This is a genomic window from Paenibacillus sp. P22 (assembly GCF_000469945.2).
GTDB lineage: Bacteria > Bacillota > Bacilli > Paenibacillales > Paenibacillaceae > Paenibacillus_O > Paenibacillus_O humicus.
Genome location: NZ_CBRA020000029.1, coordinates 23,058 through 43,269, shown reverse-complemented (window position 1 = coordinate 43,269; position 20,212 = coordinate 23,058). Strand labels below are relative to the sequence as shown.

Genomic DNA, 20,212 nt, shown 5'->3' with positions numbered 1-20,212 from the left:
ATCTAAGCGCGAAGCCCCCTCAAGCATGAGATTTCCCAGTATGTAAGACCCCTGGTAGACGACCAGGTTGATAGGTTCGGGGTGGAAGCGCAGCAATGCGTGCAGCTGACGAATACTAATCGGTCGAGGGCTTATCCTATGGATCAAGCCTACGGGATATCGTCGCAAGACGATGAACGTTGGCGAGACATGGCGAGATGAATCTCCGTACGATTCGCTAGCCATGTAAGAAGCACGAATGGACTCAGCATCCAACATATTGATTCGATCCAGTTTTCAAGGCGCAAGCTTGAAAGCCTGTTTATACCTGGTGTTCGATGATTCAATACATAGAACATGGGGCCATAGCTCAGCTGGGAGAGCGCCTGCCTTGCAAGCAGGAGGTCAGGAGTTCGATCCTCCTTGGCTCCACCAAGTATTTTCCCTGATAGCTCAGTTGGTAGAGCACTCGACTGTTAATCGAGTTGTCACAGGTTCGAGTCCTGTTCGGGGAGCCATATGGAGAAGTGTCCGAGTGGTCGAAGGAGCACGATTGGAAATCGTGTATACGTTAATCGCGTATCGAGGGTTCGAATCCCTCCTTCTCCGTAGCAAGACTTTTCGTTTGGAGAGATACCCAAGTGGCTCAAGGGGACCCTCTGCTAAGGGGTTAGACTGCGTAAGTGGTGCGAGGGTTCGAATCCCTCTCTCTCCGTTCTTTTCAATCAAGGCCCGTTGGTCAAGGGGTTAAGACACCTCCCTTTCACGGAGGTAACAGGGGTTCGAATCCCCTACGGGTCACCATCATGGAAGCTTAGCTCAGCTGGGAGAGCATCTGCCTTACAAGCAGAGGGTCGGGGGTTCGATCCCCTCAGCTTCCACCATTCAACTACCGCGGGGTGGAGCAGTCCGGTAGCTCGTCGGGCTCATAACCCGAAGGTCACAGGTTCAAATCCTGTCCCCGCAACCAATATGGAGCTGTGGTGTAGAGGCCTAACATGCCTGCCTGTCACGCAGGAGACCGCGGGTTCGAATCCCGTCAGCTCCGCCATTTTATTTTCAATAAGCATTCGGGCTCGGTAGCTCAGTTGGTAGAGCAAAGGACTGAAAATCCTTGTGTCGGCGGTTCGATTCCGTCCCGAGCCACCATGTTTTTTGATAATTGAATATGCCGCTGTAGCTCAACTGGTAGAGCAACTGACTTGTAATCAGTAGGTTGGGGGTTCAAGTCCTCTCGGCGGCACCATTTTTTTGGAGGATTAGCGAAGTGGCCAAACGCAGCAGACTGTAAATCTGTTCTCTGACGAGTTCGGTGGTTCGAATCCATCATCCTCCACCAGTTTTTAGGGGCATAGTTTAAAGGTAGAACAGCGGTCTCCAAAACCGTTAGTGTGGGTTCAATTCCTGCTGCCCCTGCCAGTATGGCGATCGTGGCGAAGTGGTTAACGCACCGGATTGTGGTTCCGGCATTCGGGGGTTCAATTCCCCTCGATCGCCCCATGTTTTGTTGGGGATTAGCCAAGCGGTAAGGCAACGGACTTTGACTCCGTCATTCTCAGGTTCGATCCCTGAATCCCCAGCCATTTATTTGCGGAAGTGGCTCAGCGGTAGAGCATCGCCTTGCCAAGGCGAGGGTCGCGGGTTCGATTCCCGTCTTCCGCTCCAATTTTGTGGCGCCATAGCCAAGTGGTAAGGCAGAGCTCTGCAAAAGCTCTACCCCCAGTTCGAGTCTGGGTGGCGCCTCCATCTTATCTAACGTGTGCCCTTAGCTCAGCTGGATAGAGCATTTGACTACGAATCAAAAGGTCAGGAGTTCGAATCTCTTAGGGCACGCCATTTTATCTCCATTTAAAATGAAGTTTGATTCCTCTGCCTCTTGAATATATAGAGTGAAGAGGAAATTTTATATGTGCTGGTGTGGCGGAATGGCAGACGCGGCGGACTCAAAATCCGCTTCCGGAGACGGAGTGGGGGTTCGAGTCCCTTCACCAGCATTCCAAAAGGCTTGTAGAATCGCTTATGCGGTTCTGCAAGCCTTTTTCTTTCGCATCCATGAAAAGAAGCATTAAAGGTTGGAACTCAGCCAAAGCCGGAGATCTTCCCGAATTTCTTTCCGATTCCATTCTTGTATAGCCTCATGACGGACATCGGGGTAAAGCTTCATCGTGACGTTTCTCATCCCGGCATCCAAAAAAGCTTGGAACGTACGTTCAACACCTTTGCCATACTGGCCGACCGGATCATCGGCGCCGGAAAAGAAGTATACAGGCATCGTTTTGTTCATTTTAGCCAGATGCATTTGATTTTGGATGTAGGGAATTCCGGTTGCAATCAAGCTGCTGAAAAACCCGACGGAAGGGATGAATCCGCAATACGGGTCCGCCATATAACGGTCAACATTGCCTTCATCTACCGAAAGCCAGTCATGACGGGTTCGATTGGGCTTGAATTTCTTGTTGTAGGAACCGAAAATGATTTTGTTCAACAGCTCGGAACGGGCATGCTCACCTCTCAGCATCATCTCAAGCCGAATCAAGGTTTGGCCTGCCGCCAACGCAAAGGCAGGATTCCAGGCTGTCCCGCTCAAAATGCAAGCCTGCCATAAGTCCGGAGCATCGATCAGGCAGGTTCTCGCAAGAAAAGAGCCCATGCTATGACCGAATAATAGGAGTGGCAGTTCCGGAAACCGATCCTTCGCATGAAGCGCTATTCGCTGAAGGTCCATGGATGCCTCCTGCCATCCTCCCGAGGCCGGCATATGGCCTAACCCGCCTGCTGCTGCAGACCGACCATGTCCGATGTGGTCATGGCCGATAAGGATGTATCCGTCATGGGCCATCTCCCTTGCAAAAGAGTCATACCTTCCGACGTGTTCGGCCATGCCATGGCTTAATTGAATGATGCCTCTAGCTGTCCCGGACGGGCGCCATTCCATTACATGGAGCCGTTTGGGTTTTGTTGCGGAATCAATGAAATAGGAATCATGCTCGACGGTGGACTCCATAGCTGCACCCCTTGCCTGGATATAGCCCTTCTTCATTACTAGTATATACCTGTATCCCTCAAATATGGACCTCTGAATTCGACCGTTTCAGGCTTGTCTTAAGCAGGTCGCAATCCTTCCCAATTCCAGGACGGAGACCCTCCCCGACCTGAGTCCAGGTACAGAAACGTTCGCAAGTCCGTTTTGAACTTTGCCGGGATGGCCTAAAATAAGGACATAAGCAAGAGAGCATATTCGCGAATCGAAAGGCGGTGGCAATCAGAGATGAAACGCAATTCAACGGTAGGCATCATTTTGGTTGTGGCGGGCGCATTGCTGGCCATGAAATTTCTCGGTTTAGGTCATTTGATCAGCTGGGCCGTATCCTTGATCTTCCCTCTTATTGTTCTGGGACTTGGAGTCATCGGCTGGAGGAACGGCAACCGGATCGTAGGCGGAGTTCTTCTCTTCGTAGGAGCCATCTGGCTGCTTGGAAAATTAACGCCTCTGATCATGCTGCTGTTCGCAGTGGGACTGATCGTATGGGGAGTCTCCCTCTTTAAAGGAAAAAGGCTTCATTAACGAAAGAAAGAAAAACGAAACGAAAGAAAAACGAAAGAAAGAAGAGCAACCGGCTAGAGGAGGACAAATATGAGTATTATCCGCAGGGTCAGAGACATAACGATCGCAACGCTGAACGAGCACCTGGAGAAAGCGGAAGATCCGGTACGGCTGATCGATCAGTTCCTGTGGTCGACACGGGAAGAGATCATTCAATCGGAGCGTCTGTATCAGCAGTATTCTTCCCATAACCAGCAATTGAAAATGCAATGGCTCACCGCTGAGCAGCAGAAGGAAAAGCGGGAGCAGCAAGCCGTTACCGCACTCAAAGCCGGTGAAGAGCAGCTGGCCCGCATAGCCCTTCATGAGAAAGCATCCGCAGAGGAACGCGCCCGGCAGTATCGCGATCTGTACGAGCAAGGCCGCCAGAGCGTGGAAAACCTGGAAAGAAATCTTCAGGAGATGAGAAGCGAGTACCAGATCGTGTATGACAAGCGAGAGTACTATTCGGCCCGTATGGAATCCTTGAAGCTGCAGCAGCGTATGAACGCCCGTTACACAGGAGCCGTATCCGGCCAGCCCGGCGGCAAACCTGACGGCATGTTCCGCAGGCTTGACGACCGGATCACGGATATGGAGCACGAAGCCCGCAGCCTCAGGGATCTTCGCAGCGAAGGTACCGCAGGTCATGGTGGAAACTCTTCCTACCAATCGGCGGTAGAAATGGAATTGGAACAGCTGAAGAGAAAGCTGGGACAAGGAGGAACCTAACATCATGAAGCAATTATATCGCTCCAGACGCAAAAAAGTTCTGTTCGGATTATGCGGCGGGCTGTCGGATTACTTCAATGTAGATGCCAATCTGCTTCGTATTCTGACGATCATCCTTGCCGTCTGCACTAGCGGCGCAGCCATTGTCATCTATATCCTGGCGGCGCTGGTCATTCCGAAGGAGCATGACTATAACCAGTTTCCTCCAGGAAACTTCGGGTCTTATCAGAATGGACGGGGCGGCGACTTCTACGGAGGAAACAACGATCCGGGCCGCCCCGGATTCGGCCAAGGCGCAGGAGGCGGCCAGCATGGCGGCCCTTACCGCAACCCTCCGCAATACCAGGAAGGTCCGACAACGGCAGGATGGCAGTCCGACAGCAACCGCCAGGCAGACTTGGACAAGATGATGGATGACCTGGAGAAGAAAGCTCTGCGCAACGAGCTGGAAGAACTGAAAGCCAAACTTTCGAAGTATGAGAAGGGAGAATAACAACATGGGTATTTTCAAACGCCTGAAAGATATTACAAAAGCTTCAATGCACGAGGCGCTGGATAAAATGGAAGATCCGGTCGTTATGCTGAACCAGTACCTCCGCGACATGGAGCAGGAAATCCACCAGGCCGAGGTTACGGTAGCCAAGCAAATGGCCAACGAGCGCCGCATGCAGCAGCGCTTTGACGAAGCGGCAAGAAGCGCCTCGGATCGTGACAGCAAAGCGGAAACGGCGCTTCGTTCCGGCCAAGAGGATCTTGCCCGCAAGCTTTTGGAAGAGAAGCTGTATTTCGAGGAGAAGGTGCAAGAATACAGCCAGCTTCATCTGGAAGCGAAGAGCCAAGCCGACGAGCTGAAGCAGCAGCTGTACGGCATGAAGGACGAGTATTACCAGCTCCGCAACAAACGCAACGAGCTGGCCGCCCGTGCTCAAATGGCCAAGGCGAAAAAGCAGATGTCTCAGGCTTCCGCCAATGTCGGCTCCCTTGATACAGGCACTGCATCCCGTGGATTCGGCCGCATGGAAGAGAAAATCATGCAGATGGAAGCCGAAGCCGATGTTCTCCGCAGACCTTACGGAAGCGGCTATAAAGCGGAGGGAGCTGCATCCATCCGTCCGGAGAATCAGCTGAAGGTAGAAGAACAGCTGCAGCAGCTCAAAAACAAGCTGAATCCTCCTCAGGCAGCTGCTGCACAAGAAGACGCAGCGAATTAATTAAGCTTTGCTTTCGCAAGCCTCGGACATGGCGGCGCAGCCGCCGGGTTCCGAGGCTTGTTTGCTTGCGGCGGAGGAACGCTTGAACCGTTGACGCCGGAAAGGTAAAGTAGAGAGAGAAAGAAGGGGGAGTATCGCTGTGGCTGCCAAAAAGCCTCCAGGAAAGGGTCAGGGACCTACAAAGAAAAACGTTCTTGAAACGGTACTGTGGCTGCTTATCATTCTTGGACTGCTGCTCATCGTGCTGCAAGGAACCGGATATGTCGAATTCTTTGCCATACAAGGAAAAGGGGCCTTATACGGGCTGGCGGTCATCGCGGCTGCGCTCGCCGGGGCTGTGCTGAACAGCTACCTCCAGACGTCCAAGCTTAGAGAAGCTCTCCGCAAGCTGAACCAGCAGCAGAGCAGGCGCAAATCGATTACGATTCCGCATTCTCCCGAAGGAGAGGGAGCACGCCCGGAAGAAACCGAGGAGCAGGAGGAGTGGCGGGAGCAGGTCAAGTTCACCGCTGTCATCGAAGAGCGGCAGCGCCTGGCTCGCGAACTCCATGACGCCGTGAGCCAGCAGCTGTTCGCCATATCCATGACCGCAACGGCGGTAAGCCGGACGATCGAGAAGGATTGGGAGCGCGCACGCAGGCAGGTGCAGCTGATCGAGGAGATGGCGGCCGTGGCCCAGTCCGAAATGAGAGCGCTTCTGCTGCATTTGCGTCCCGTTCATTTGGATGGCAAAAACTTGGCCCAGGCGCTCGAACGGCTGGTTGGAGAGCTGAAAGCGAAAGTCCCGATGGACATCACGGTTGATGTGGATTCGACCATTCTGTTCCGCCCCAGCGCCGAGGACCATTTGTTCCGGATTGCGCAAGAGGCGTTGTCCAACGCCCTGCGCCATGCCAAGGCCAGCAAGATGGTCATGAGGCTGGAGCGGGATGGAGCCAAAGCCAAGCTGAGCTTTGCCGATAATGGCGTCGGCTTCGATCTGGAAGAAAAGAAACAGGCCTCCTATGGTTTGCTGACGATGGAAGAACGGATTCATGAGCTTGGCGGCAACATACAAATTCATACGGCTCCGGGCGAAGGAACGGCCATTGAAATGTGGCTTCCCCTGGAAGACGGAAAGGGCGGATTCTAACCATGAGCATGCCGGAACGAATGGAGCGCGACAGCGGAATGGCAAGGCCCATCAAGGTGCTGCTTGTAGACGACCATGAGATGGTTCGGATCGGTCTTGCAGCGGTTCTCGATACGGAGGAAGGCATCGAGGTTGTGGGAGAGGCCGGCAACGGTGCCGAAGGAATCAGGCTGGCTACCGCCTATGCCCCGGATGTCGTGCTGATGGATCTGGTCATGGAAGAAATGGACGGAGTCGAAACGACCCGGAGGCTGATGGAGATCATGCCGGAATGCAAGGTCATCGTGCTTACAAGCTATCTCGATGACAGCAAGATGTACCCCGTCATTGAAGCGGGAGCGTTCAGCTACCTGCTCAAAACTTCCCGGGCAAGCGAAATCGCCGAAGCGATTCGCGCTGCGGCAAGAGGACAATCCGTGCTGGAATCCCAGGTGGCAGCCAAAATGATGAGCAGGCTCCGTCAACCCAAGCAGCCGGTCCAGAAACCGCCTCATGAAGATCTTACCGAGCGGGAAATGGACGTGCTCATGCTGGTCGCGCAGGGCTTGTCCAACCAGGATATTGCCGACAAGCTGTTCATCAGCATCAAGACGGTCAAATTCCATGTGACCAATGTGCTCAACAAGCTCGGCGTAGAGGACCGCACGCAGGCGGCTATATATGCGCACAAGCATGATTTGGCCGTGGATTGAGAATTCAGCGCGAAGCACGGAAGAGATTCAAGCCAAAGCAGCTGAATGAAGACACCTGACGATGAATCATATCATCGAGAACCCCGTCCTCGTTATAGGTTCCCGCCGAAGGCAGATGGGCATGATCGATAAGGGATGCCGCAGGCTGCGCTTCGAATGAGGCGAGCAGCTGATCGGCGTAAGGAAGCAGTCCTTCCGACGAGAACAAGGCTCGAAGCACCGCATCGGGGCGGTTCTCAAGCTGCTGGTTGAGGGCGACGGGGTTGACCCTCCATTCCCCTTGCCTGTTCATGTCCAATCCGGCTTGACGTGCGGCAGGATGGGATCGCATGGAGCGCAGGTCGGTCTCGATGGAAGGATTGAGGCCAGGTCTGCAGCGGAAATAAAGCAGCTCCAGATCGTTCCATCGTTCTGCGAGCTCGTATACGGTATCGGCCAGTCCCGAGAGATCAATACCTGCCGTTCCGTCGCTCAGCAGCTGCTGGCGCCGGCGGCGCATGTCCTGGATAAGCGGACGCAGCCGGCTCGCAGCCTGGAGCCAGGATGCAGTCAGGCGAAAGTCGGAGACGAACCGGGTTGTCATGCCATCCATGCCATAGTCGGGCAGGCCGGAATCTACCCGCTCTCGAGCGGCTGGGGCAACGGGGACGGTCGGCGCTACTTTTTCCACATGGAAGATGCGGTTCATTCGACGCAAAGGACCTATCATCAGGAAGCCTCCCTCAGGCTGGAATTGAAATCCATTACCCCTATAAGGTGCATAGAGAAACAGCCTGCCGAAGCTTCCTGTCCCGGAAACGTCGGCGGGCTGTTCAACTATCGACGGATGGTCAGATCAGCAGCAGCAGAAAGGCGAGGAAAGCGAGGTCAACGCCGACCGCAGCGCCGTACCCGTATCCATATGGACCTCTGCCGCCATAGAACCCAGGGCCGTAAGGACCTGCTCCGGGGCCGTATGGATAAGCCTGAGTATGGGCTTCCTGCTCCATAACTTGCTCCTGCACGGGTTTGGATGCTTTGGATTTTTTCGCTTTGCCCTTTGCCGGCTTCCCTAAAATCCCGATTCCTTGCTGCTGGCGCTTATGATGCTCTTCGCCGCCGTTCAGATAAATCCGCCCGCCATGGCAAGCGGTGAGAATACCCATATGGCGTGTACCGTCCTTGAGAATGGCGCACACCGGCATTCCGCAGAAACGCTGGACATGTTCTTCGTGCAAGGGCCGAATAGGTTCCATTTTCTGTTGTTCATCCTTTCTGGTTTTCCTTGATGGATGGAATGATGCATTATATTCACCTACGGGCTGATGCGTATGGTCAAATACCCAGTCAACGGGCCAAGGGAATGGAGGGACTATGATGAGCAATCCGCGATCCAAACAAAGCGCAGGCGTTATGCTGGCCTTCCTTGCGCTGGCCGTTCTCGTTACAATTTATACAGCCGGGGGCAAAGGCTCCATCGGCTGGAGCGTGCCGGCATCGAAAAAGCCGGACGTTCAGATGTCTTCCGCAACCGGCGAGGATATGGAGAAGCTGTGGAACTGGGCCGACGGCGAGCTGGGAGGCGGCTCCAGGGCGGCCTCCTGGCATTTGCGCTGGAGCGTGGAAGGAGTGACGTCGGATCAAGCGGCCAAGACCGCGGAAGCGCTAGGCATGACCGCTGACGCGAAAGACCTTGCCGGCGGGAAGGATGAAAACAAAACCAGCGGGGGCATCCTATGGGAAGCGGTGCGTACCACTGCGAACGGCACGCTTAAAATGCAGCTGCTCGGCACGGTTCAGAAGAACAGGGATGCGGCGCGGCAAGCCGTCATGACCTACCACGCTCCGCCTGCAGCGGAGCTTCAAGCTATCTTGAATGAAATGATCGAGGTCAATGCCGCTCTGACCGAGACGGGCACGGGCGGCAAGCGGATGATGAGCATCAAGCTTTACGGCAAGGCTATTCGGGTCGGCGCCGCTGGCCGCATCGCGCAAAAGGCGGCAGGAGTCGTTCTGGATGAGTATAAGGATTCCCGAACGATTGTCCGGACGTACAGCTCCACTGCAGTTGCAGGAGCCATGCGGCTTGGAGAAGGCAAGGAAGGGAGCCGGTCCGCCAATATCCAGCTGGCGGAGCATGGCGGAGGCGATGCGGACTTCGCGGCGGAGATCACGGTCGGCATTCCGCTCATTACGGGAGACCTCTCGGAGAGCGGGGCAGAGGGAACGTGAAGGCCCCATGAAGATTGGCCGCCATGAATGGCGATTCCCGCAACGTTATGATACACTACATACCATATCAAGCTGATGCATCCAAAATTTATGACGAAAGAATGAGGGAACATGAACTACTCTAGCAAACAGGAATCATCGGCCGCTGAAGGCGCGGTCTATTATCTGTTCGGAGCCACGGGCGATCTGGCGCGGAGGAAGCTGTTCCCGGCGCTGTTCTCCTTATATAAAGAAGGCAAGCTGGCAGAGAATTTCGCGGTTGTCGGACTCGCCCGCCGTCCGCGGGACAATGAGCAGTTCCGCCAGGACGTATACGAGTCCATCATGGAGTTTTGCCGGTACAAGCCGACCGATGTCGAGGTATGGCAGAAGTTTGCCGACCACTTCGTCTACAAGCCGCTCGATATCCATAACGTCGACGGCTTCCGGGAGCTGAACCAGCTCTCCTCGGAGCTCGACGAGAAGTTCGGCATCGAAGGCAACCGGCTTTTCTATCTTGCTCTCGCTCCGGAGCTGTTCGGTCCGGTGTCGTTCAACCTTCGCGACGGAGGCCTGCTGGAATCCAAGGGATGGCACAAGCTCGTCATCGAGAAGCCGTTCGGCTATGATTTGGAATCGGCCCGCGAGCTGAACGGACAGATCAGCCAAGTGTTCAAGGAAGAAGAGGTCTACCGGATCGATCACTACCTCGGCAAGGAAATGGTCCAGAACATCCAGGTTCTGCGTTTTGCCAACCAGCTGTTCGAACCGCTCTGGAACAAGGATCATATCGCCAACGTCCAGATTACGCTGTCCGAAACGGTCGGCGTAGAGGAGCGGGGCGGTTATTACGACAATTCCGGCGCGCTTCGGGATATGGGGCAGAACCATATTCTGCAGATGATTACGATGATTGCCATGGAGCCCCCGGGACGGCTGCATCCGGAAAGTCTCCGCGACGAGAAGGTCAAGGTTCTGCGCTCCCTTCGCCAATATGCGTCAAGCGAGGAAGTCCGCGATAATGTCGTGCGGGCGCAGTACTCCTCCGGCCAATCCAAAGGCAAGGAGCTTCCGGGCTACCGCCAGGAAGACAGCGTGAATCCGGAATCCAAGACGGAGACGTATTTTGCCGCCAAAGTGCTTGTGGACAACTTCCGCTGGGCCGGAGTTCCGTTCTTCATCCGCACGGGCAAGCGGCTGCCGGTCAAGACGACCGAGATCGTCATCGAGTTCAAAAACGTTCCGGACAACGTCCTGTTCGCCAAGCGGCATAAGCTGGGTCCGAACCTGCTCGTCATCCGCGTCAATCCGACGGAGGGCATCTACCTGAAGATCAACGCCAAGAAGCCGGGAGCGGACAACGAGGTTCAGCCTGTCGCCATGGAGTTCTGCCAAAGCTGCCAGGTCGGCATCAACACGCCGGAAGCTTATGAGCTGCTGATCTACGATGCGGCGCGCGGAGATTCGACGTACTTCACCCGCTGGGACGAGGTTGCGGCAGCGTGGACGTTCGTGGACCGCATAGCGGCTGCCTGGAGAGAATCCGGAGAGGATCTGCTTTCCTATCCAGCGGGATCCTGGGGACCGGAAGCTACGGATGAGCTCCTTCACAAAGAAGGCTTCTTCTGGTGGCCGGTCAACGGCCAAGCGGAGGACAACGTCATCTGGATCAGCGGCGGAGCGCAGTAAGGGGGCGGTCTGCCAGAGAGGCGGATGCAATCAATGCTTGCTTCTCTCAGAGGGGAATGCGATCAATGCTTGCTTCTCTCAGAGGCGGACTCGATCAAATCTGCTTCTCTCCGAGGAGGATTGCGATCAAGCTTCCGCCTCTTGAGGGCGTGCCGATGCATGCGCCACTCGAGCGTCGACTTAACCGCCTGGAAAATTAACTAAGTATGGGACCTATAAGCTTCAACATCAATCCTGTCCGGCTACGGACAGGATTGAAGCGTTATTTGACGAGAGGACGGAATGAAGCATGTTCAAAATCTACGATATTTCCATGCCCATTCATTCAGATATGGCGGTATGGGCCAATCTCGAGGCCAAAAAGCCGGAGATCCGCAATATTGCGCCATTCGCCCAGGGAGGCGTGTATGAATCGGAGCTGCGGATGAATCTGCATACCGGCACGCATGTGGATGCGCCGATGCATATGCTCGAGGATGGAGCGGGAATCGAGACAATCGGGCTGGAAGAGCTGGCGGGAACGGCCCGCGTCGTCGATCTTACCCATGTATCCGATTCCATTACGAGGGCGGACTTGGAGCCTCTTGGGCTTGTGCGAGGCGATTGGGTCCTTTTCAAGACGGCCAATTCGTTCAGCAGCCGGTTCGAGGATGATTTTATTTACTTGCGCGAAGACGGCGCACGGTATTTAATTGAAGTAGGGGTTCGCGGCATCGGTACGGACGGTCTCGGAATCGAGCGTTCGCAGCCTGACTATCCGACCCATCGCCCGCTCTTCCGCAATAATATCGTTATCGTGGAGGGACTGAGGCTGGCGGATGTGTCGGCCGGAACCTACTTCATGGTCGTAGCCCCGCTCAAGCTGAGCGGAGTCGAGGCGTCGCCGGCCCGGGCGATCCTCATCGGCAGGCCGTAGGAGCGACAGCATGCAACCGATTTGATCCTGCAGGCAGCGAATGGATATGCGGCCCGCTAGCCTGATTCATGAATAATAAAGCGCGATATAAGGGGAATACCATGACTAAACTGCTCGACGAAATCAAGCAAGAAGTAGACAAACGGCGTACATTCGCCATCATTTCTCACCCGGATGCGGGGAAAACGACGCTGACGGAAAAGCTGCTGCTGTTCGGCGGCGCCATCCGCGAGGCCGGCTCGGTCAAAGCCCGCAAAGCCAACAAGCACGCCACCTCCGACTGGATGGAGATCGAGAAGCAGCGTGGAATCTCGGTAACCTCTTCCGTCATGCAGTTCGACTATAAGGGACACCGCGTCAATATCCTGGATACGCCTGGTCACCAGGACTTCAGCGAGGATACGTATCGGACGCTGACCGCGGCCGACAGCGCCGTCATGCTGATCGACGTGGCCAAAGGCGTCGAAGCCCAGACGATCAAGCTGTTCCAGGTTTGCCGAAGACGCGGCATCCCGATCTTCACGTTCATCAACAAGCTGGACCGCGAGGGCCAAAGCCCGTTCGATCTGATGGAGGAGCTGGAGCGGGTGCTCGGCATCCGTTCCGTTCCGATGAACTGGCCGATCGGCATGGGACGGGAGCTGTGCGGCGTCTACGACCGGATGAAGAATCAGGTCGAGCTGTTCCAGGGCAATGACCATTCCACCATCGAGGTGCGCAAGGTCGGAGATTACAAGGACCCCGTCATTCGGGAGATGGCAGGCGATTATCTCGCCGATCAGCTCGAGCAGGATCTGGAGCTGCTGGATGTAGCCGGCGACCAGTTCGACTTCGAGAAGGTACGCGCTGGCGAGCTGACTCCGGTGTTCTTCGGCAGCGCCGTCAACAACTTCGGCGTGCAGACCTTCCTCGAAAACTTCCTGCAGCTCGCTCCTAAGCCCGAGCCCCGGAACAGCACGGAAGGCCCGGTCGAGCCGACGAGCGAGAAGTTCTCCGGATACGTGTTCAAGATCCAAGCGAATATGAACCCGGCCCACCGAGACCGCATCGCTTTTCTGCGCATTTGCTCCGGGCGGTTCGAGCGCGGCATGAGCGTCAAGCATGTGCGGATCGGGAAGGACATCAAGCTGGCCCAGCCGCAGCAGTTCCTCGCGCAGGACCGGGACATCGTCGAAGCGGCCTATCCGGGAGATATTATCGGGCTGTTCGATCCGGGGATTTTCCGCATCGGCGATTCTCTCTCGCAGGGCAGCTCGATCGTGTTCGACGAGCTGCCGACGTTCTCGCCGGAAATTTTCGCCAAGGTCTCGATCAAGAACGCCTTGAAGAAAAAGCAATACGAAAAAGGAATCGACCAGCTGACGGAGGAAGGCACTATCCAGGTGTTCCAGTCCGCCAGCGGCTTCGAGGATACGATTCTAGGCGTCGTCGGCCAGCTGCAGTTCGAGGTTTTCGAATATCGGATGAAGGCTGAATACGGGGTGGACGTCATCCTCCAAAGGATGCCTTTCCAGTTCGCGCGCTGGATCGTGGACGACAAGATCGATCCGACCAAGTTCCGGATCAACTCGACGCTCGTCAAGGACAAAAAGGACAATTACGTCGCCTTGTTCGAGAACGAGTATGCGATGCGCACCGCTGTCGACAAGAATCCGACCTCCAAATTTCTGGAGACGGCTCCATAACCACGGAATGAAAACAGCCCCTGCCGCGAAAATGCGGCAGGGGCTGTTCCTTTACGATGAATGGAGATGCCCGTACAGCTTGCCGATCAATTGCTGCTGTTCCTGGCCGCCGCTGTCTTTCCAGATCATCTCGAACAAGACGCCGAGACCGGGAAGAGCTTTTTCGTCGCCGTCGATGGATTCACGGATGATATCGCCGAGCTCATTCTCCGACTTGTCCTTGACAATCTGGGCGATGGCTTGGCGAAGGTCGAACTCATTCATGGACGCATTTCCCCCTTGAGTCATTTCCTCCATAGCATGCCCCCATCGGATTCGTTCATGTAAAGAATGCGGTCCGCATGAGGGAAAGAAAGGAGCTGGATATGGTATACTGAACGGTATGCAGCCCTTAAGAAAGGCGGAGAACTATTCATGCGCAAAAAACAATATACCGTGATCGGCATGGGCCGTTTCGGCTCCAGCGTAGCCCAGTCCCTGTCCGAGATGGGATTCGAAGTGCTTGCCATCGACAGCGACGAGCAGCGGATCCAGGAGATCTCTCCCGTCGTCACCCATGCGGTCACGGCGGACACGACGGATGAAGAAGCTCTGCGCGCACTCGGCGTCCGCAACTTCGACGTCGTCGTCGTCGCCATCGGAGAGGACATTCAGGCCAGCATTCTGACCACGCTGATTCTGAAGGATCTGGGAGTCCCCTATTTGATTGTCAAAGCCCAAAACGAGCTGCACGGCAAAGTGCTCAGCAAAATCGGAGCGGACCGTGTCGTCTTCCCGGAGAGGGACATGGGCCTGCGCGTGGCGCATCACCTCATCTCGCCCAATGTGCTGGACTTCATCGAGCTGTCCCCGGATTACGGCATCATCGAGATCCAGGCTCCCCCAGCCATGGTCGGGCGCACGCTCAAGCAGCTGGATATACGGGCCAGGCATCGCTGCAACGTCATGGCCATCAAAACGCATGGAAAGCTGGATATATCCCCGATGCCGGATCATGTCATCGAAGCGGATGAAGTGCTTGTCGTCGTCGGAGCGAACCGCGATCTGACCGGCCTCGAGGTCGCTTATTCCGTCGAGGAGGAATTGAACCGGAAGTGATTAGCGAACCGTTGACCTCAACCTCCAATTCCCGCGTAAAAGCATGGACGGCCTTGCTGGATGCCAAGGGCCGCAAGCGCAGCGGCCAATTCCTGGCTGAAGGCGTCCATATGGTCAAAGAAGCGCTTCTATGCGGAGCCTCTGTCGGCACGATCGTATACGATGCCGGGCGAGGCATGCCTGCCGAGCTGGAGCCCCTGCTTCGCGATTCGCCGGCGGAGCTTGTCCCTGCTTCGGCAGCGGTCATGGCCAAATGCACCGGAACGGATTCGCCGCCGCCGGTGTTCGCCGTCGTCGACAAGCCGTCCCACGACGAAGCGGCGCTGCACAAGCCGGACGCGCTTGTCGTCGTGCTCGATGCCGTCCGCGATCCCGGCAATGCGGGCACAATCATTCGCAGCGCGGATGCGGCCGGAGCCGATGCCGTCATTCTCGGCCGCGGCTGCGTCGATCTCTACAACCCCAAGACCGTCCGCTCGACGATGGGCAGCCTGTTCCATCTTCCGGTGCTGGAGATGGATCTCGCCGAGGCGCTGCCGAAGGCTCGGGAGCGGGGCATGCTGCTGGCCGGAACGAGCCTGCAGGCGGCAAGAAGCTGTTATGAATGCGACTTCACCGGGCCGGTATGGCTGCTCTTCGGCAATGAAGCCGAAGGCCTGTCCCCGCAGACGTTGAACCAGCTTGATCTCGGCATCATTATCCCGATGAAGGGCCGAAGCGAATCGCTCAACGTCGCGATGGCGGCGACCGTGGTGCTGTATGAGGCGCTGCGCCAGCGGGAGCATGCAGCCGGCAAGTAGCCATCGTTGGTGTGCAAGCTGCAATTCGTTTGACACCAGCTTGGGGCTTGTCATAATGTCGATTTGCAAGGCGAGCCGGGCACCTTTTGTCAGTCCTGATGATCAAGAATCTCTTGATTTATCAGGACTTTTTTCATCTTCTATGACTCGAATGAATGGACAGAGTTCTCATTAGTCAAATAAATTCAAATAAATTCAAATATGGGACGCTTGAAACCTACGCCATTCAAGGAATCAAAGACGAGGGGGAACCCGAATGAAGACGATTAAGAGCATGATGGACCATCTGTACTGGGCGGACGGACGAATCCTGGACGCGCTCGAGGAGAGCGGGACGAACAACAAGGACCTTCTGAAGCTGGTTCGGCACATCGCGGTCGCGGAACAAGTCTGGCTGTCCCGGCTGCAAGGCAAGGGCATCGCGCACTATACGTTGTGGGAGGTTGAGGAAAACCTGTCGGCCATTCGGACGATGTTCCAAGAAAACGCCGTGCAATACCGCGTCTATATCGATGAGCTTAAGGAATCCGAGTTGGACGGGGTGATCGACTATGCGAACCAGAGCGGGGTTTCATACCGGGCATCCGTCCGGGACATCCTGCTGCAGGTTCTCCTGCACGGGCAATATCATCGGGGACAGATCAACCGGGCACTTCGAATCGAATCGGCAGAGCCTGTCCCAGTCGATTACATCCTGTTCGCGAAGCTTTAACAGAGCGGAACAATAATAGGCAAGCGATGACAACGCTGTACTCCAGCAGCTGGTGCACGCGAAAAGGAAAGCCCGCAAACTGGCGATTGCCGGAATGCGGGCTTTTCTGACCTTTTAACGCTTATGCGTTTATTTGAACGATGCGTATCCTTGATCGACCATGACGACACTGCCATTGATGGCGTCAGCTTCCTCAAGCGACAGCAGGTACACCGAGCTTGCGACGCTCTCCGGCTTGGTCAGCTCGCCTCCCATGACCTTGGCTTTCATGCTGTCGAGCAGGCCGGATCTTTTGTAGCCTTGGATAATCGGCGTGTCGACGGCTCCGGGAGCGACGGCGATGACGCGGATTCCGTGCGGGGCAAGCTCGAGAGCGGCCGATTTGCTCATCATGATGACCGCGCCTTTCGTGGCGTGGTAGGCGAAGGTTCCGGGGGAAGCGAGGAAGCCGAATACGGATGCCGTATTGATGATGGCGCCTTTGACGCCCAGCTCCTTCATCTTGCGGCCGGCCTCGATGATGCCGTAGGCGACGCCGTGCTGGTTGACGGCAATCGTTTTATGATAAAGGTCCATGTTCTGCTCCAAAACCGGACCTGCGCCGCCGATGCCGGCGTTGTTGAACATGACTTCCAGGCTGCCGTAAGTGACGACAGCTGTTTCCACCAGATTTTTCACGCTTTCCTGAGAGGAAACATCGACCTGGACAAAAGCCGCTTCGCCGCCGCCGTCGCGGATGAGCTCGACCGTTTCGCTGCCGCCGGCTTCGTTGAAGTCCGCCACGATGACCTGATCACCCTTGGATGCGAATTTGAGCGCGGCCGCCCTGCCGATGCCGCTGGCTCCGCCTGTAATAACCGCTGTGCGTTTGGACATGATAACAGCCTCCTGTTTGTTCTGAATCGATGCCGTTCCATTTCTGCTCCATTGTATCTCTGTCTCCGGAAAGCGTATACTTCCTATTGGTCAAGCTGCCTTAACATGGGGTTAACGAAGGGGTTTCAACATGAATTTCGATCAGCTGGAAATGATAACTGAAGTTGCGAGAACGGGAACGGTGTCGGAGGCTGCCGCTCAGCTTCATCTCAGCGCAGCCGCCATCAGCCGCGCCATTACGAGGCTGGAGCAGGAGCTGGGCGTGCAGCTGTTCGTGCACTCGCGCACGGGAGCCGCCATAACGGAGGAAGGGCGCCGGATCGTCAGACTGGCGGAGCGGATTCTGGGCGAGGCGGAAGAGCTGCTTGCCGAGGCGGGGAGATGCCAAAAGCTGGTCAATGCGAAAGTGCGCATTTCCACTGTCCCGGCTCCTACCTGGCTGCTCGTCCATGCTTTGCTTGAGCTTAGAGAGGATATTCCTTCGCTGGAGCTGGAGATCGGGGAAAAGGGCACTCAGGAGGTCATTGAGGATATTCGTCAAGGCAAGGCGGATATCGGCCTCATCGTGTCCGAAGCCGATGCGAAATACCCGGATATAAGGCTGGAGAAAATCGCCGACGGCCAGATGGCGCTTGGAGTCGGCAGGGAGCATCCCCTGGTGTCGCGTGCTTCCGTAACCATGAAGGATTTGGAGCAGCTGCCCCTGGTCATCTATCCGGACAAACATCTTGAAGCGATCATTGCCGCATTGGGACCGGCGGCCAAGGTGCTGTTCCGCACAAACAACCGCGATGCGCTCCTGCTGGCCGTGCGAAGGAATATGGCCGCCACCCTCGGGACGGATTACTCCTTCCGCGGCATCCAGGAAGAAGCCGGTTCGGATATCATCGCGGTGCCGCTGTCGATCCAGACGGACTCGGATCTAAGCCTATGGCTGGTCAGGCCGCGCGACCGCAAGCCGTCCCAAGCGGTCCGCCTGCTGGCGGGAAGGCTTCGCAGACTGCTGAAGAAGCGCATGCAGGAATAGGCGGCGCGACCGGCGTCAATCATGAAAATGAGGCTTTTTCCACTCCTTTGAATTATGCTATAATTGCTTTTATGCAAACGTTTGTACAAAGAAAATTCCGGTCTATATAAGAGGAGACAAGCACCATGCAAACCGCATCCATTCAATGGTGGAAAGAAGCCGTGGCCTATCAGATTTACCCGCGTTCCTTCATGGACAGCAACGGAGACGGAATTGGAGATCTGCAAGGCATCATCTCCAAGCTCGATTATCTCAAGGGGCTGGGCATCGGCATCATTTGGATCTGCCCCGTCTTCAAATCCCCGAATGACGACAACGGCTACGATATTTCCGACTATCAGGATATCATGGCCGAGTTCGGCACGATGGAGGATTTCGATCTCCTGCTGGAAGAAGTGCATGCCAGAGGGATGAAGCTTATTCTCGACCTGGTCATCAACCACACCTCCGACGAGCATCCATGGTTTATCGAGTCGCGCTCCGGCAAGGAGAATCCGAAGCGGGACTACTACATTTGGCGTGATCCTGCGGCAGACGGCAGCGAGCCGAACAACTGGGAGAGCATCTTCAGCGGCCCGGCATGGGAATTCGACGAGAAGAGCGGACAATATTTCATGCATATCTTCTCCCGCCGCCAGCCGGATTTGAACTGGGAAAATCCCGAGGTCCGCAAAGAGCTGTACGGAATGGTCAACTGGTGGCTGGACAAGGGCATCGACGGCTTCCGTGTGGACGCCATCTCGCATATCAAGAAGATTCCGGGACTTACGGATATGCCGAATCCCGACAATCTGAAGTATGTCCCTTCCTTCGACGGGCACATGAACCGCGAGGGAATCCATGAGTTTCTGAAAGAGCTGAAGCAAGAGACGTTCGCGAAATACGATATCGTCACCGTCGGCGAAGCCAACGGCGTCAAGGTTCAGGATGCCGAGGTATGGGTGGGCGAGGACAACGGCGCTTTCAACATGATTTTTCAATTCGAGCATCTGGGCCTATGGAACAAAAGCGTTGCCGGAGGCATCGATCTGGCGCAGCTGAAGTCCACGCTTACCCGCTGGCAAAAAGGGCTGGAAGGAATGGGATGGAACGCTTTGTTCCTGGAAAACCACGACCAGCCGCGTTCCGTATCCACCTGGGGCGACGACAGCGTCTATTGGAAGGAATCGTCCAAGTCTCTGGCGACGATGTATTTCCTGATGCAGGGAACGCCGTTCATCTATCAGGGCCAGGAGATCGGCATGACGAATGTCCAGTTCCCTTCCATCGATGATTACAATGACGTAGCCATCAAGAACCTGTACCGGTTCGAAACGGAAAACGGCATGAGCCATGACGAAATCATGCGGATCATCTGGAAAACCGGACGCGACAACTCCCGCACGCCGATGCAGTGGAGCCGGGAAGAGAACGGCGGCTTCACGGACGGAACGCCATGGCTCAAGGTCAATCCGAATTATTCGGAGATCAACGTCGAGCAGGCGATGGAGGATCCGGATTCCATCTACCATCATTACAAGCGCCTGATTCGGCTGCGTGCGGAAAATCTCGCCGCCGTATACGGGACTTACGACCTGATTCTGGCCGACCATCCGCAAATATACGCCTATACGAGAACCTATGGAGACGAGAAGCTGCTCGTTCTCTGCAATCTGTTCCCTGTCGAGGCGACCGCACAGCTTCCTGAGGAATATGCCTTCCGCCCTTCCGAGCTGCTGCTTGCCAATTACCTGACGGATGCCGAAGAGAATATCGCCGAAATCGCGCTGAAACCTTACGAGTCCAGAGTGTACAAGCTGGTCGGCGTGCAGGGGAGCGCAGGCTTTGCAGCCGGAATGAAGCCTCCTGCTGCAGCGGATGGCCAATCGTCCATCACCGAAACGGTTTAGT

The 20,212-nt window shown here is 55.7% G+C and carries 20 protein-coding genes, 18 tRNA genes and 1 rRNA gene; 34 read left to right on the top strand and 5 right to left on the bottom strand.

Going from position 1 to position 20,212, the window contains the following annotated elements; all coding sequences use genetic code 11:
• From BN871_RS06600 to BN871_RS06510, 19 genes are all read left to right on the top strand, one after another.
• Positions 1 to 139: ribosomal RNA gene (locus tag BN871_RS06600) — 23S ribosomal RNA — on the top strand; the annotation flags it as partial.
• Positions 140 to 338: 199 nt separating this feature from the next.
• A tRNA-Ala gene (locus BN871_RS06595) sits at positions 339 to 414 on the top strand.
• A gap of 7 nt (positions 415 to 421) precedes the next feature.
• Positions 422 to 497: transfer RNA gene (locus tag BN871_RS06590), tRNA-Asn, on the top strand.
• A 3-nt stretch (positions 498 to 500) separates the two neighbouring features.
• Positions 501 to 588, top strand: a tRNA-Ser gene (locus BN871_RS06585).
• Between the two features lie 18 nt (positions 589 to 606).
• Positions 607 to 694: transfer RNA gene (locus BN871_RS06580), tRNA-Ser, on the top strand.
• 14 nt (positions 695 to 708) lie between these two features.
• Positions 709 to 783, top strand: a tRNA-Glu gene (locus BN871_RS06575).
• A 4-nt stretch (positions 784 to 787) separates the two neighbouring features.
• Positions 788 to 863: transfer RNA gene (locus BN871_RS06570), tRNA-Val, on the top strand.
• Positions 864 to 872: 9 nt separating this feature from the next.
• A tRNA-Met gene (locus BN871_RS06565) sits at positions 873 to 949 on the top strand.
• A gap of 4 nt (positions 950 to 953) precedes the next feature.
• A tRNA-Asp gene (locus BN871_RS06560) sits at positions 954 to 1,030 on the top strand.
• Between the two features lie 22 nt (positions 1,031 to 1,052).
• A tRNA-Phe gene (locus tag BN871_RS06555) sits at positions 1,053 to 1,128 on the top strand.
• A 21-nt stretch (positions 1,129 to 1,149) separates the two neighbouring features.
• Positions 1,150 to 1,225: transfer RNA gene (locus BN871_RS06550), tRNA-Thr, on the top strand.
• 7 nt (positions 1,226 to 1,232) lie between these two features.
• Positions 1,233 to 1,318 (top strand) — tRNA-Tyr (locus BN871_RS06545).
• 6 nt (positions 1,319 to 1,324) lie between these two features.
• A tRNA-Trp gene (locus tag BN871_RS06540) sits at positions 1,325 to 1,398 on the top strand.
• Positions 1,399 to 1,403: 5 nt separating this feature from the next.
• Positions 1,404 to 1,479 (top strand) — tRNA-His (locus BN871_RS06535).
• 8 nt (positions 1,480 to 1,487) lie between these two features.
• Positions 1,488 to 1,562 (top strand) — tRNA-Gln (locus BN871_RS06530).
• Between the two features lie 7 nt (positions 1,563 to 1,569).
• A tRNA-Gly gene (locus BN871_RS06525) sits at positions 1,570 to 1,644 on the top strand.
• Between the two features lie 7 nt (positions 1,645 to 1,651).
• Positions 1,652 to 1,725: transfer RNA gene (locus tag BN871_RS06520), tRNA-Cys, on the top strand.
• 13 nt (positions 1,726 to 1,738) lie between these two features.
• Positions 1,739 to 1,815, top strand: a tRNA-Arg gene (locus tag BN871_RS06515).
• Between the two features lie 75 nt (positions 1,816 to 1,890).
• Positions 1,891 to 1,973 (top strand) — tRNA-Leu (locus tag BN871_RS06510).
• A gap of 71 nt (positions 1,974 to 2,044) precedes the next feature.
• On the opposite strand, the gene BN871_RS06505 is transcribed toward BN871_RS06510, so the two are convergent.
• On the bottom strand, positions 2,045 to 3,019 hold the full coding sequence (locus BN871_RS06505) for an alpha/beta fold hydrolase (protein WP_048745078.1): 975 nt from the start codon (positions 3,017 to 3,019) through the stop codon (positions 2,045 to 2,047).
• A 228-nt stretch (positions 3,020 to 3,247) separates the two neighbouring features.
• Between BN871_RS06505 and BN871_RS06500 the strand changes: the two genes are divergently transcribed.
• The 6 genes from BN871_RS06500 to BN871_RS06475 all read left to right on the top strand — a co-directional run bounded on the left by BN871_RS06500 (position 3,248) and on the right by BN871_RS06475 (position 7,329).
• On the top strand, positions 3,248 to 3,544 hold the full coding sequence (locus BN871_RS06500; RefSeq protein WP_021879193.1) for a LiaF transmembrane domain-containing protein: 297 nt from the start codon (positions 3,248 to 3,250) through the stop codon (positions 3,542 to 3,544).
• Positions 3,545 to 3,613: 69 nt separating this feature from the next.
• Positions 3,614 to 4,294: a PspA/IM30 family protein gene (locus BN871_RS06495; RefSeq protein ID WP_048745077.1), complete on the top strand. Its 681-nt coding sequence runs from the start codon at positions 3,614 to 3,616 to the stop codon at positions 4,292 to 4,294.
• A 4-nt stretch (positions 4,295 to 4,298) separates the two neighbouring features.
• Positions 4,299 to 4,787, top strand: a complete 489-nt coding sequence (locus BN871_RS06490; protein ID WP_021879191.1) for a PspC domain-containing protein — start codon at positions 4,299 to 4,301, stop codon at positions 4,785 to 4,787.
• Between the two features lie 4 nt (positions 4,788 to 4,791).
• Positions 4,792 to 5,505 carry a PspA/IM30 family protein gene (locus BN871_RS06485; RefSeq protein ID WP_048745076.1) on the top strand — a complete coding sequence of 238 codons (714 nt, stop codon included), beginning with the start codon at positions 4,792 to 4,794 and terminating at the stop codon, positions 5,503 to 5,505.
• A gap of 139 nt (positions 5,506 to 5,644) precedes the next feature.
• A complete protein-coding gene (locus tag BN871_RS06480) occupies positions 5,645 to 6,637 on the top strand; it encodes a sensor histidine kinase (RefSeq protein ID WP_048745075.1) in 993 nt (330 codons plus the stop codon).
• Between the two features lie 38 nt (positions 6,638 to 6,675).
• A complete protein-coding gene (locus BN871_RS06475; protein WP_373864551.1) occupies positions 6,676 to 7,329 on the top strand; it encodes a response regulator in 654 nt (217 codons plus the stop codon).
• Between the two features lie 4 nt (positions 7,330 to 7,333).
• Here the strand turns inward: BN871_RS06475 and BN871_RS06470 are convergent, their stop codons facing one another.
• Positions 7,334 to 8,038 (bottom strand): hypothetical protein, encoded by a 705-nt coding sequence (locus tag BN871_RS06470; RefSeq protein ID WP_157060226.1) that lies wholly within the window; start codon positions 8,036 to 8,038, stop codon positions 7,334 to 7,336.
• 121 nt (positions 8,039 to 8,159) lie between these two features.
• Positions 8,160 to 8,693, bottom strand: a complete 534-nt coding sequence (locus tag BN871_RS27515; RefSeq protein ID WP_157060225.1) for a hypothetical protein — start codon at positions 8,691 to 8,693, stop codon at positions 8,160 to 8,162.
• Between BN871_RS27515 and BN871_RS06460 the strand changes: the two genes are divergently transcribed.
• The 4 genes from BN871_RS06460 (at position 8,686) to BN871_RS06445 (ending at position 13,809) form a co-directional block, all read left to right on the top strand.
• The gene (locus tag BN871_RS06460) at positions 8,686 to 9,540 is read left to right on the top strand and encodes a hypothetical protein (protein ID WP_048745073.1); all 855 of its coding nucleotides are present in this window, start codon (positions 8,686 to 8,688) and stop codon (positions 9,538 to 9,540) included. The genes BN871_RS27515 and BN871_RS06460 overlap by 8 nt on opposite strands.
• A gap of 111 nt (positions 9,541 to 9,651) precedes the next feature.
• A complete protein-coding gene (gene zwf, locus BN871_RS06455; RefSeq protein WP_021879184.1) occupies positions 9,652 to 11,208 on the top strand; it encodes a glucose-6-phosphate dehydrogenase in 1,557 nt (518 codons plus the stop codon).
• A 289-nt stretch (positions 11,209 to 11,497) separates the two neighbouring features.
• Positions 11,498 to 12,124, top strand: a complete 627-nt coding sequence (locus BN871_RS06450; RefSeq protein WP_021879183.1) for a cyclase family protein — start codon at positions 11,498 to 11,500, stop codon at positions 12,122 to 12,124.
• A 101-nt stretch (positions 12,125 to 12,225) separates the two neighbouring features.
• Positions 12,226 to 13,809 carry a peptide chain release factor 3 gene (locus tag BN871_RS06445; protein ID WP_048745072.1) on the top strand — a complete coding sequence of 528 codons (1,584 nt, stop codon included), beginning with the start codon at positions 12,226 to 12,228 and terminating at the stop codon, positions 13,807 to 13,809.
• 51 nt (positions 13,810 to 13,860) lie between these two features.
• Here the strand turns inward: BN871_RS06445 and sspI are convergent, their stop codons facing one another.
• Entirely contained in the window at positions 13,861 to 14,073 is a 213-nt protein-coding gene (sspI, locus tag BN871_RS06440) for a small acid-soluble spore protein SspI (RefSeq protein ID WP_021879181.1), read from the bottom strand.
• 150 nt (positions 14,074 to 14,223) lie between these two features.
• Between sspI and BN871_RS06435 the strand changes: the two genes are divergently transcribed.
• The 3 genes from BN871_RS06435 (at position 14,224) to BN871_RS06425 (ending at position 16,419) form a co-directional block, all read left to right on the top strand.
• The gene (locus tag BN871_RS06435) at positions 14,224 to 14,907 is read left to right on the top strand and encodes a TrkA family potassium uptake protein (protein WP_048745071.1); all 684 of its coding nucleotides are present in this window, start codon (positions 14,224 to 14,226) and stop codon (positions 14,905 to 14,907) included.
• Complete coding sequence (locus BN871_RS06430; protein WP_232312861.1) at positions 14,904 to 15,707, top strand: RNA methyltransferase; 804 nt, start codon at positions 14,904 to 14,906, stop codon at positions 15,705 to 15,707. Before BN871_RS06435 ends, BN871_RS06430 begins: the two co-directional genes overlap by 4 nt.
• 256 nt (positions 15,708 to 15,963) lie before the next feature.
• The gene (locus BN871_RS06425) at positions 15,964 to 16,419 is read left to right on the top strand and encodes a DinB family protein (RefSeq protein ID WP_021879178.1); all 456 of its coding nucleotides are present in this window, start codon (positions 15,964 to 15,966) and stop codon (positions 16,417 to 16,419) included.
• Positions 16,420 to 16,548: 129 nt separating this feature from the next.
• Here BN871_RS06425 and BN871_RS06420 read toward each other — a convergent pair whose 3' ends face one another.
• On the bottom strand, positions 16,549 to 17,295 hold the full coding sequence (locus BN871_RS06420; protein ID WP_048745069.1) for an SDR family NAD(P)-dependent oxidoreductase: 747 nt from the start codon (positions 17,293 to 17,295) through the stop codon (positions 16,549 to 16,551).
• A gap of 130 nt (positions 17,296 to 17,425) precedes the next feature.
• On the opposite strand from BN871_RS06420, the gene BN871_RS06415 reads away from it, so the two are divergent.
• Entirely contained in the window at positions 17,426 to 18,322 is an 897-nt protein-coding gene (locus BN871_RS06415) for a LysR family transcriptional regulator (RefSeq protein ID WP_021879176.1), read from the top strand.
• Positions 18,323 to 18,447: 125 nt separating this feature from the next.
• A complete protein-coding gene (locus tag BN871_RS06410; RefSeq protein ID WP_021879175.1) occupies positions 18,448 to 20,211 on the top strand; it encodes an alpha-glucosidase in 1,764 nt (587 codons plus the stop codon).
• The last annotated feature ends 1 nt before the right edge of the window (position 20,212 follow it).

Excerpts from the sequence above, each read along its gene's own strand:
- BN871_RS06505 (WP_048745078.1), bottom strand. The coding sequence starts at position 3,019 with ATGAAGAAGGGCTATATCCAGGCAAGGGGTGCAGCTATGGAGTCCACC.
- BN871_RS06500 (WP_021879193.1), top strand. The coding sequence starts at position 3,248 with ATGAAACGCAATTCAACGGTAGGCATCATTTTGGTTGTGGCGGGCGCA.
- BN871_RS06495 (WP_048745077.1), top strand. The coding sequence starts at position 3,614 with ATGAGTATTATCCGCAGGGTCAGAGACATAACGATCGCAACGCTGAAC.
- BN871_RS06490 (WP_021879191.1), top strand. The coding sequence starts at position 4,299 with ATGAAGCAATTATATCGCTCCAGACGCAAAAAAGTTCTGTTCGGATTA.
- BN871_RS06485 (WP_048745076.1), top strand. The coding sequence starts at position 4,792 with ATGGGTATTTTCAAACGCCTGAAAGATATTACAAAAGCTTCAATGCAC.
- BN871_RS06475 (WP_373864551.1), top strand. The coding sequence starts at position 6,676 with ATGGCAAGGCCCATCAAGGTGCTGCTTGTAGACGACCATGAGATGGTT.
- BN871_RS06470 (WP_157060226.1), bottom strand. The coding sequence starts at position 8,038 with ATGATAGGTCCTTTGCGTCGAATGAACCGCATCTTCCATGTGGAAAAA.
- BN871_RS06460 (WP_048745073.1), top strand. The coding sequence starts at position 8,686 with ATGAGCAATCCGCGATCCAAACAAAGCGCAGGCGTTATGCTGGCCTTC.
- zwf (WP_021879184.1), top strand. The coding sequence starts at position 9,652 with ATGAACTACTCTAGCAAACAGGAATCATCGGCCGCTGAAGGCGCGGTC.
- BN871_RS06450 (WP_021879183.1), top strand. The coding sequence starts at position 11,498 with ATGTTCAAAATCTACGATATTTCCATGCCCATTCATTCAGATATGGCG.
- BN871_RS06445 (WP_048745072.1), top strand. The coding sequence starts at position 12,226 with ATGACTAAACTGCTCGACGAAATCAAGCAAGAAGTAGACAAACGGCGT.
- sspI (WP_021879181.1), bottom strand. The coding sequence starts at position 14,073 with ATGAATGAGTTCGACCTTCGCCAAGCCATCGCCCAGATTGTCAAGGAC.
- BN871_RS06435 (WP_048745071.1), top strand. The coding sequence starts at position 14,224 with ATGCGCAAAAAACAATATACCGTGATCGGCATGGGCCGTTTCGGCTCC.
- BN871_RS06425 (WP_021879178.1), top strand. The coding sequence starts at position 15,964 with ATGAAGACGATTAAGAGCATGATGGACCATCTGTACTGGGCGGACGGA.
- BN871_RS06420 (WP_048745069.1), bottom strand. The coding sequence starts at position 17,295 with ATGTCCAAACGCACAGCGGTTATTACAGGCGGAGCCAGCGGCATCGGC.
- BN871_RS06415 (WP_021879176.1), top strand. The coding sequence starts at position 17,426 with ATGAATTTCGATCAGCTGGAAATGATAACTGAAGTTGCGAGAACGGGA.
- BN871_RS06410 (WP_021879175.1), top strand. The coding sequence starts at position 18,448 with ATGCAAACCGCATCCATTCAATGGTGGAAAGAAGCCGTGGCCTATCAG.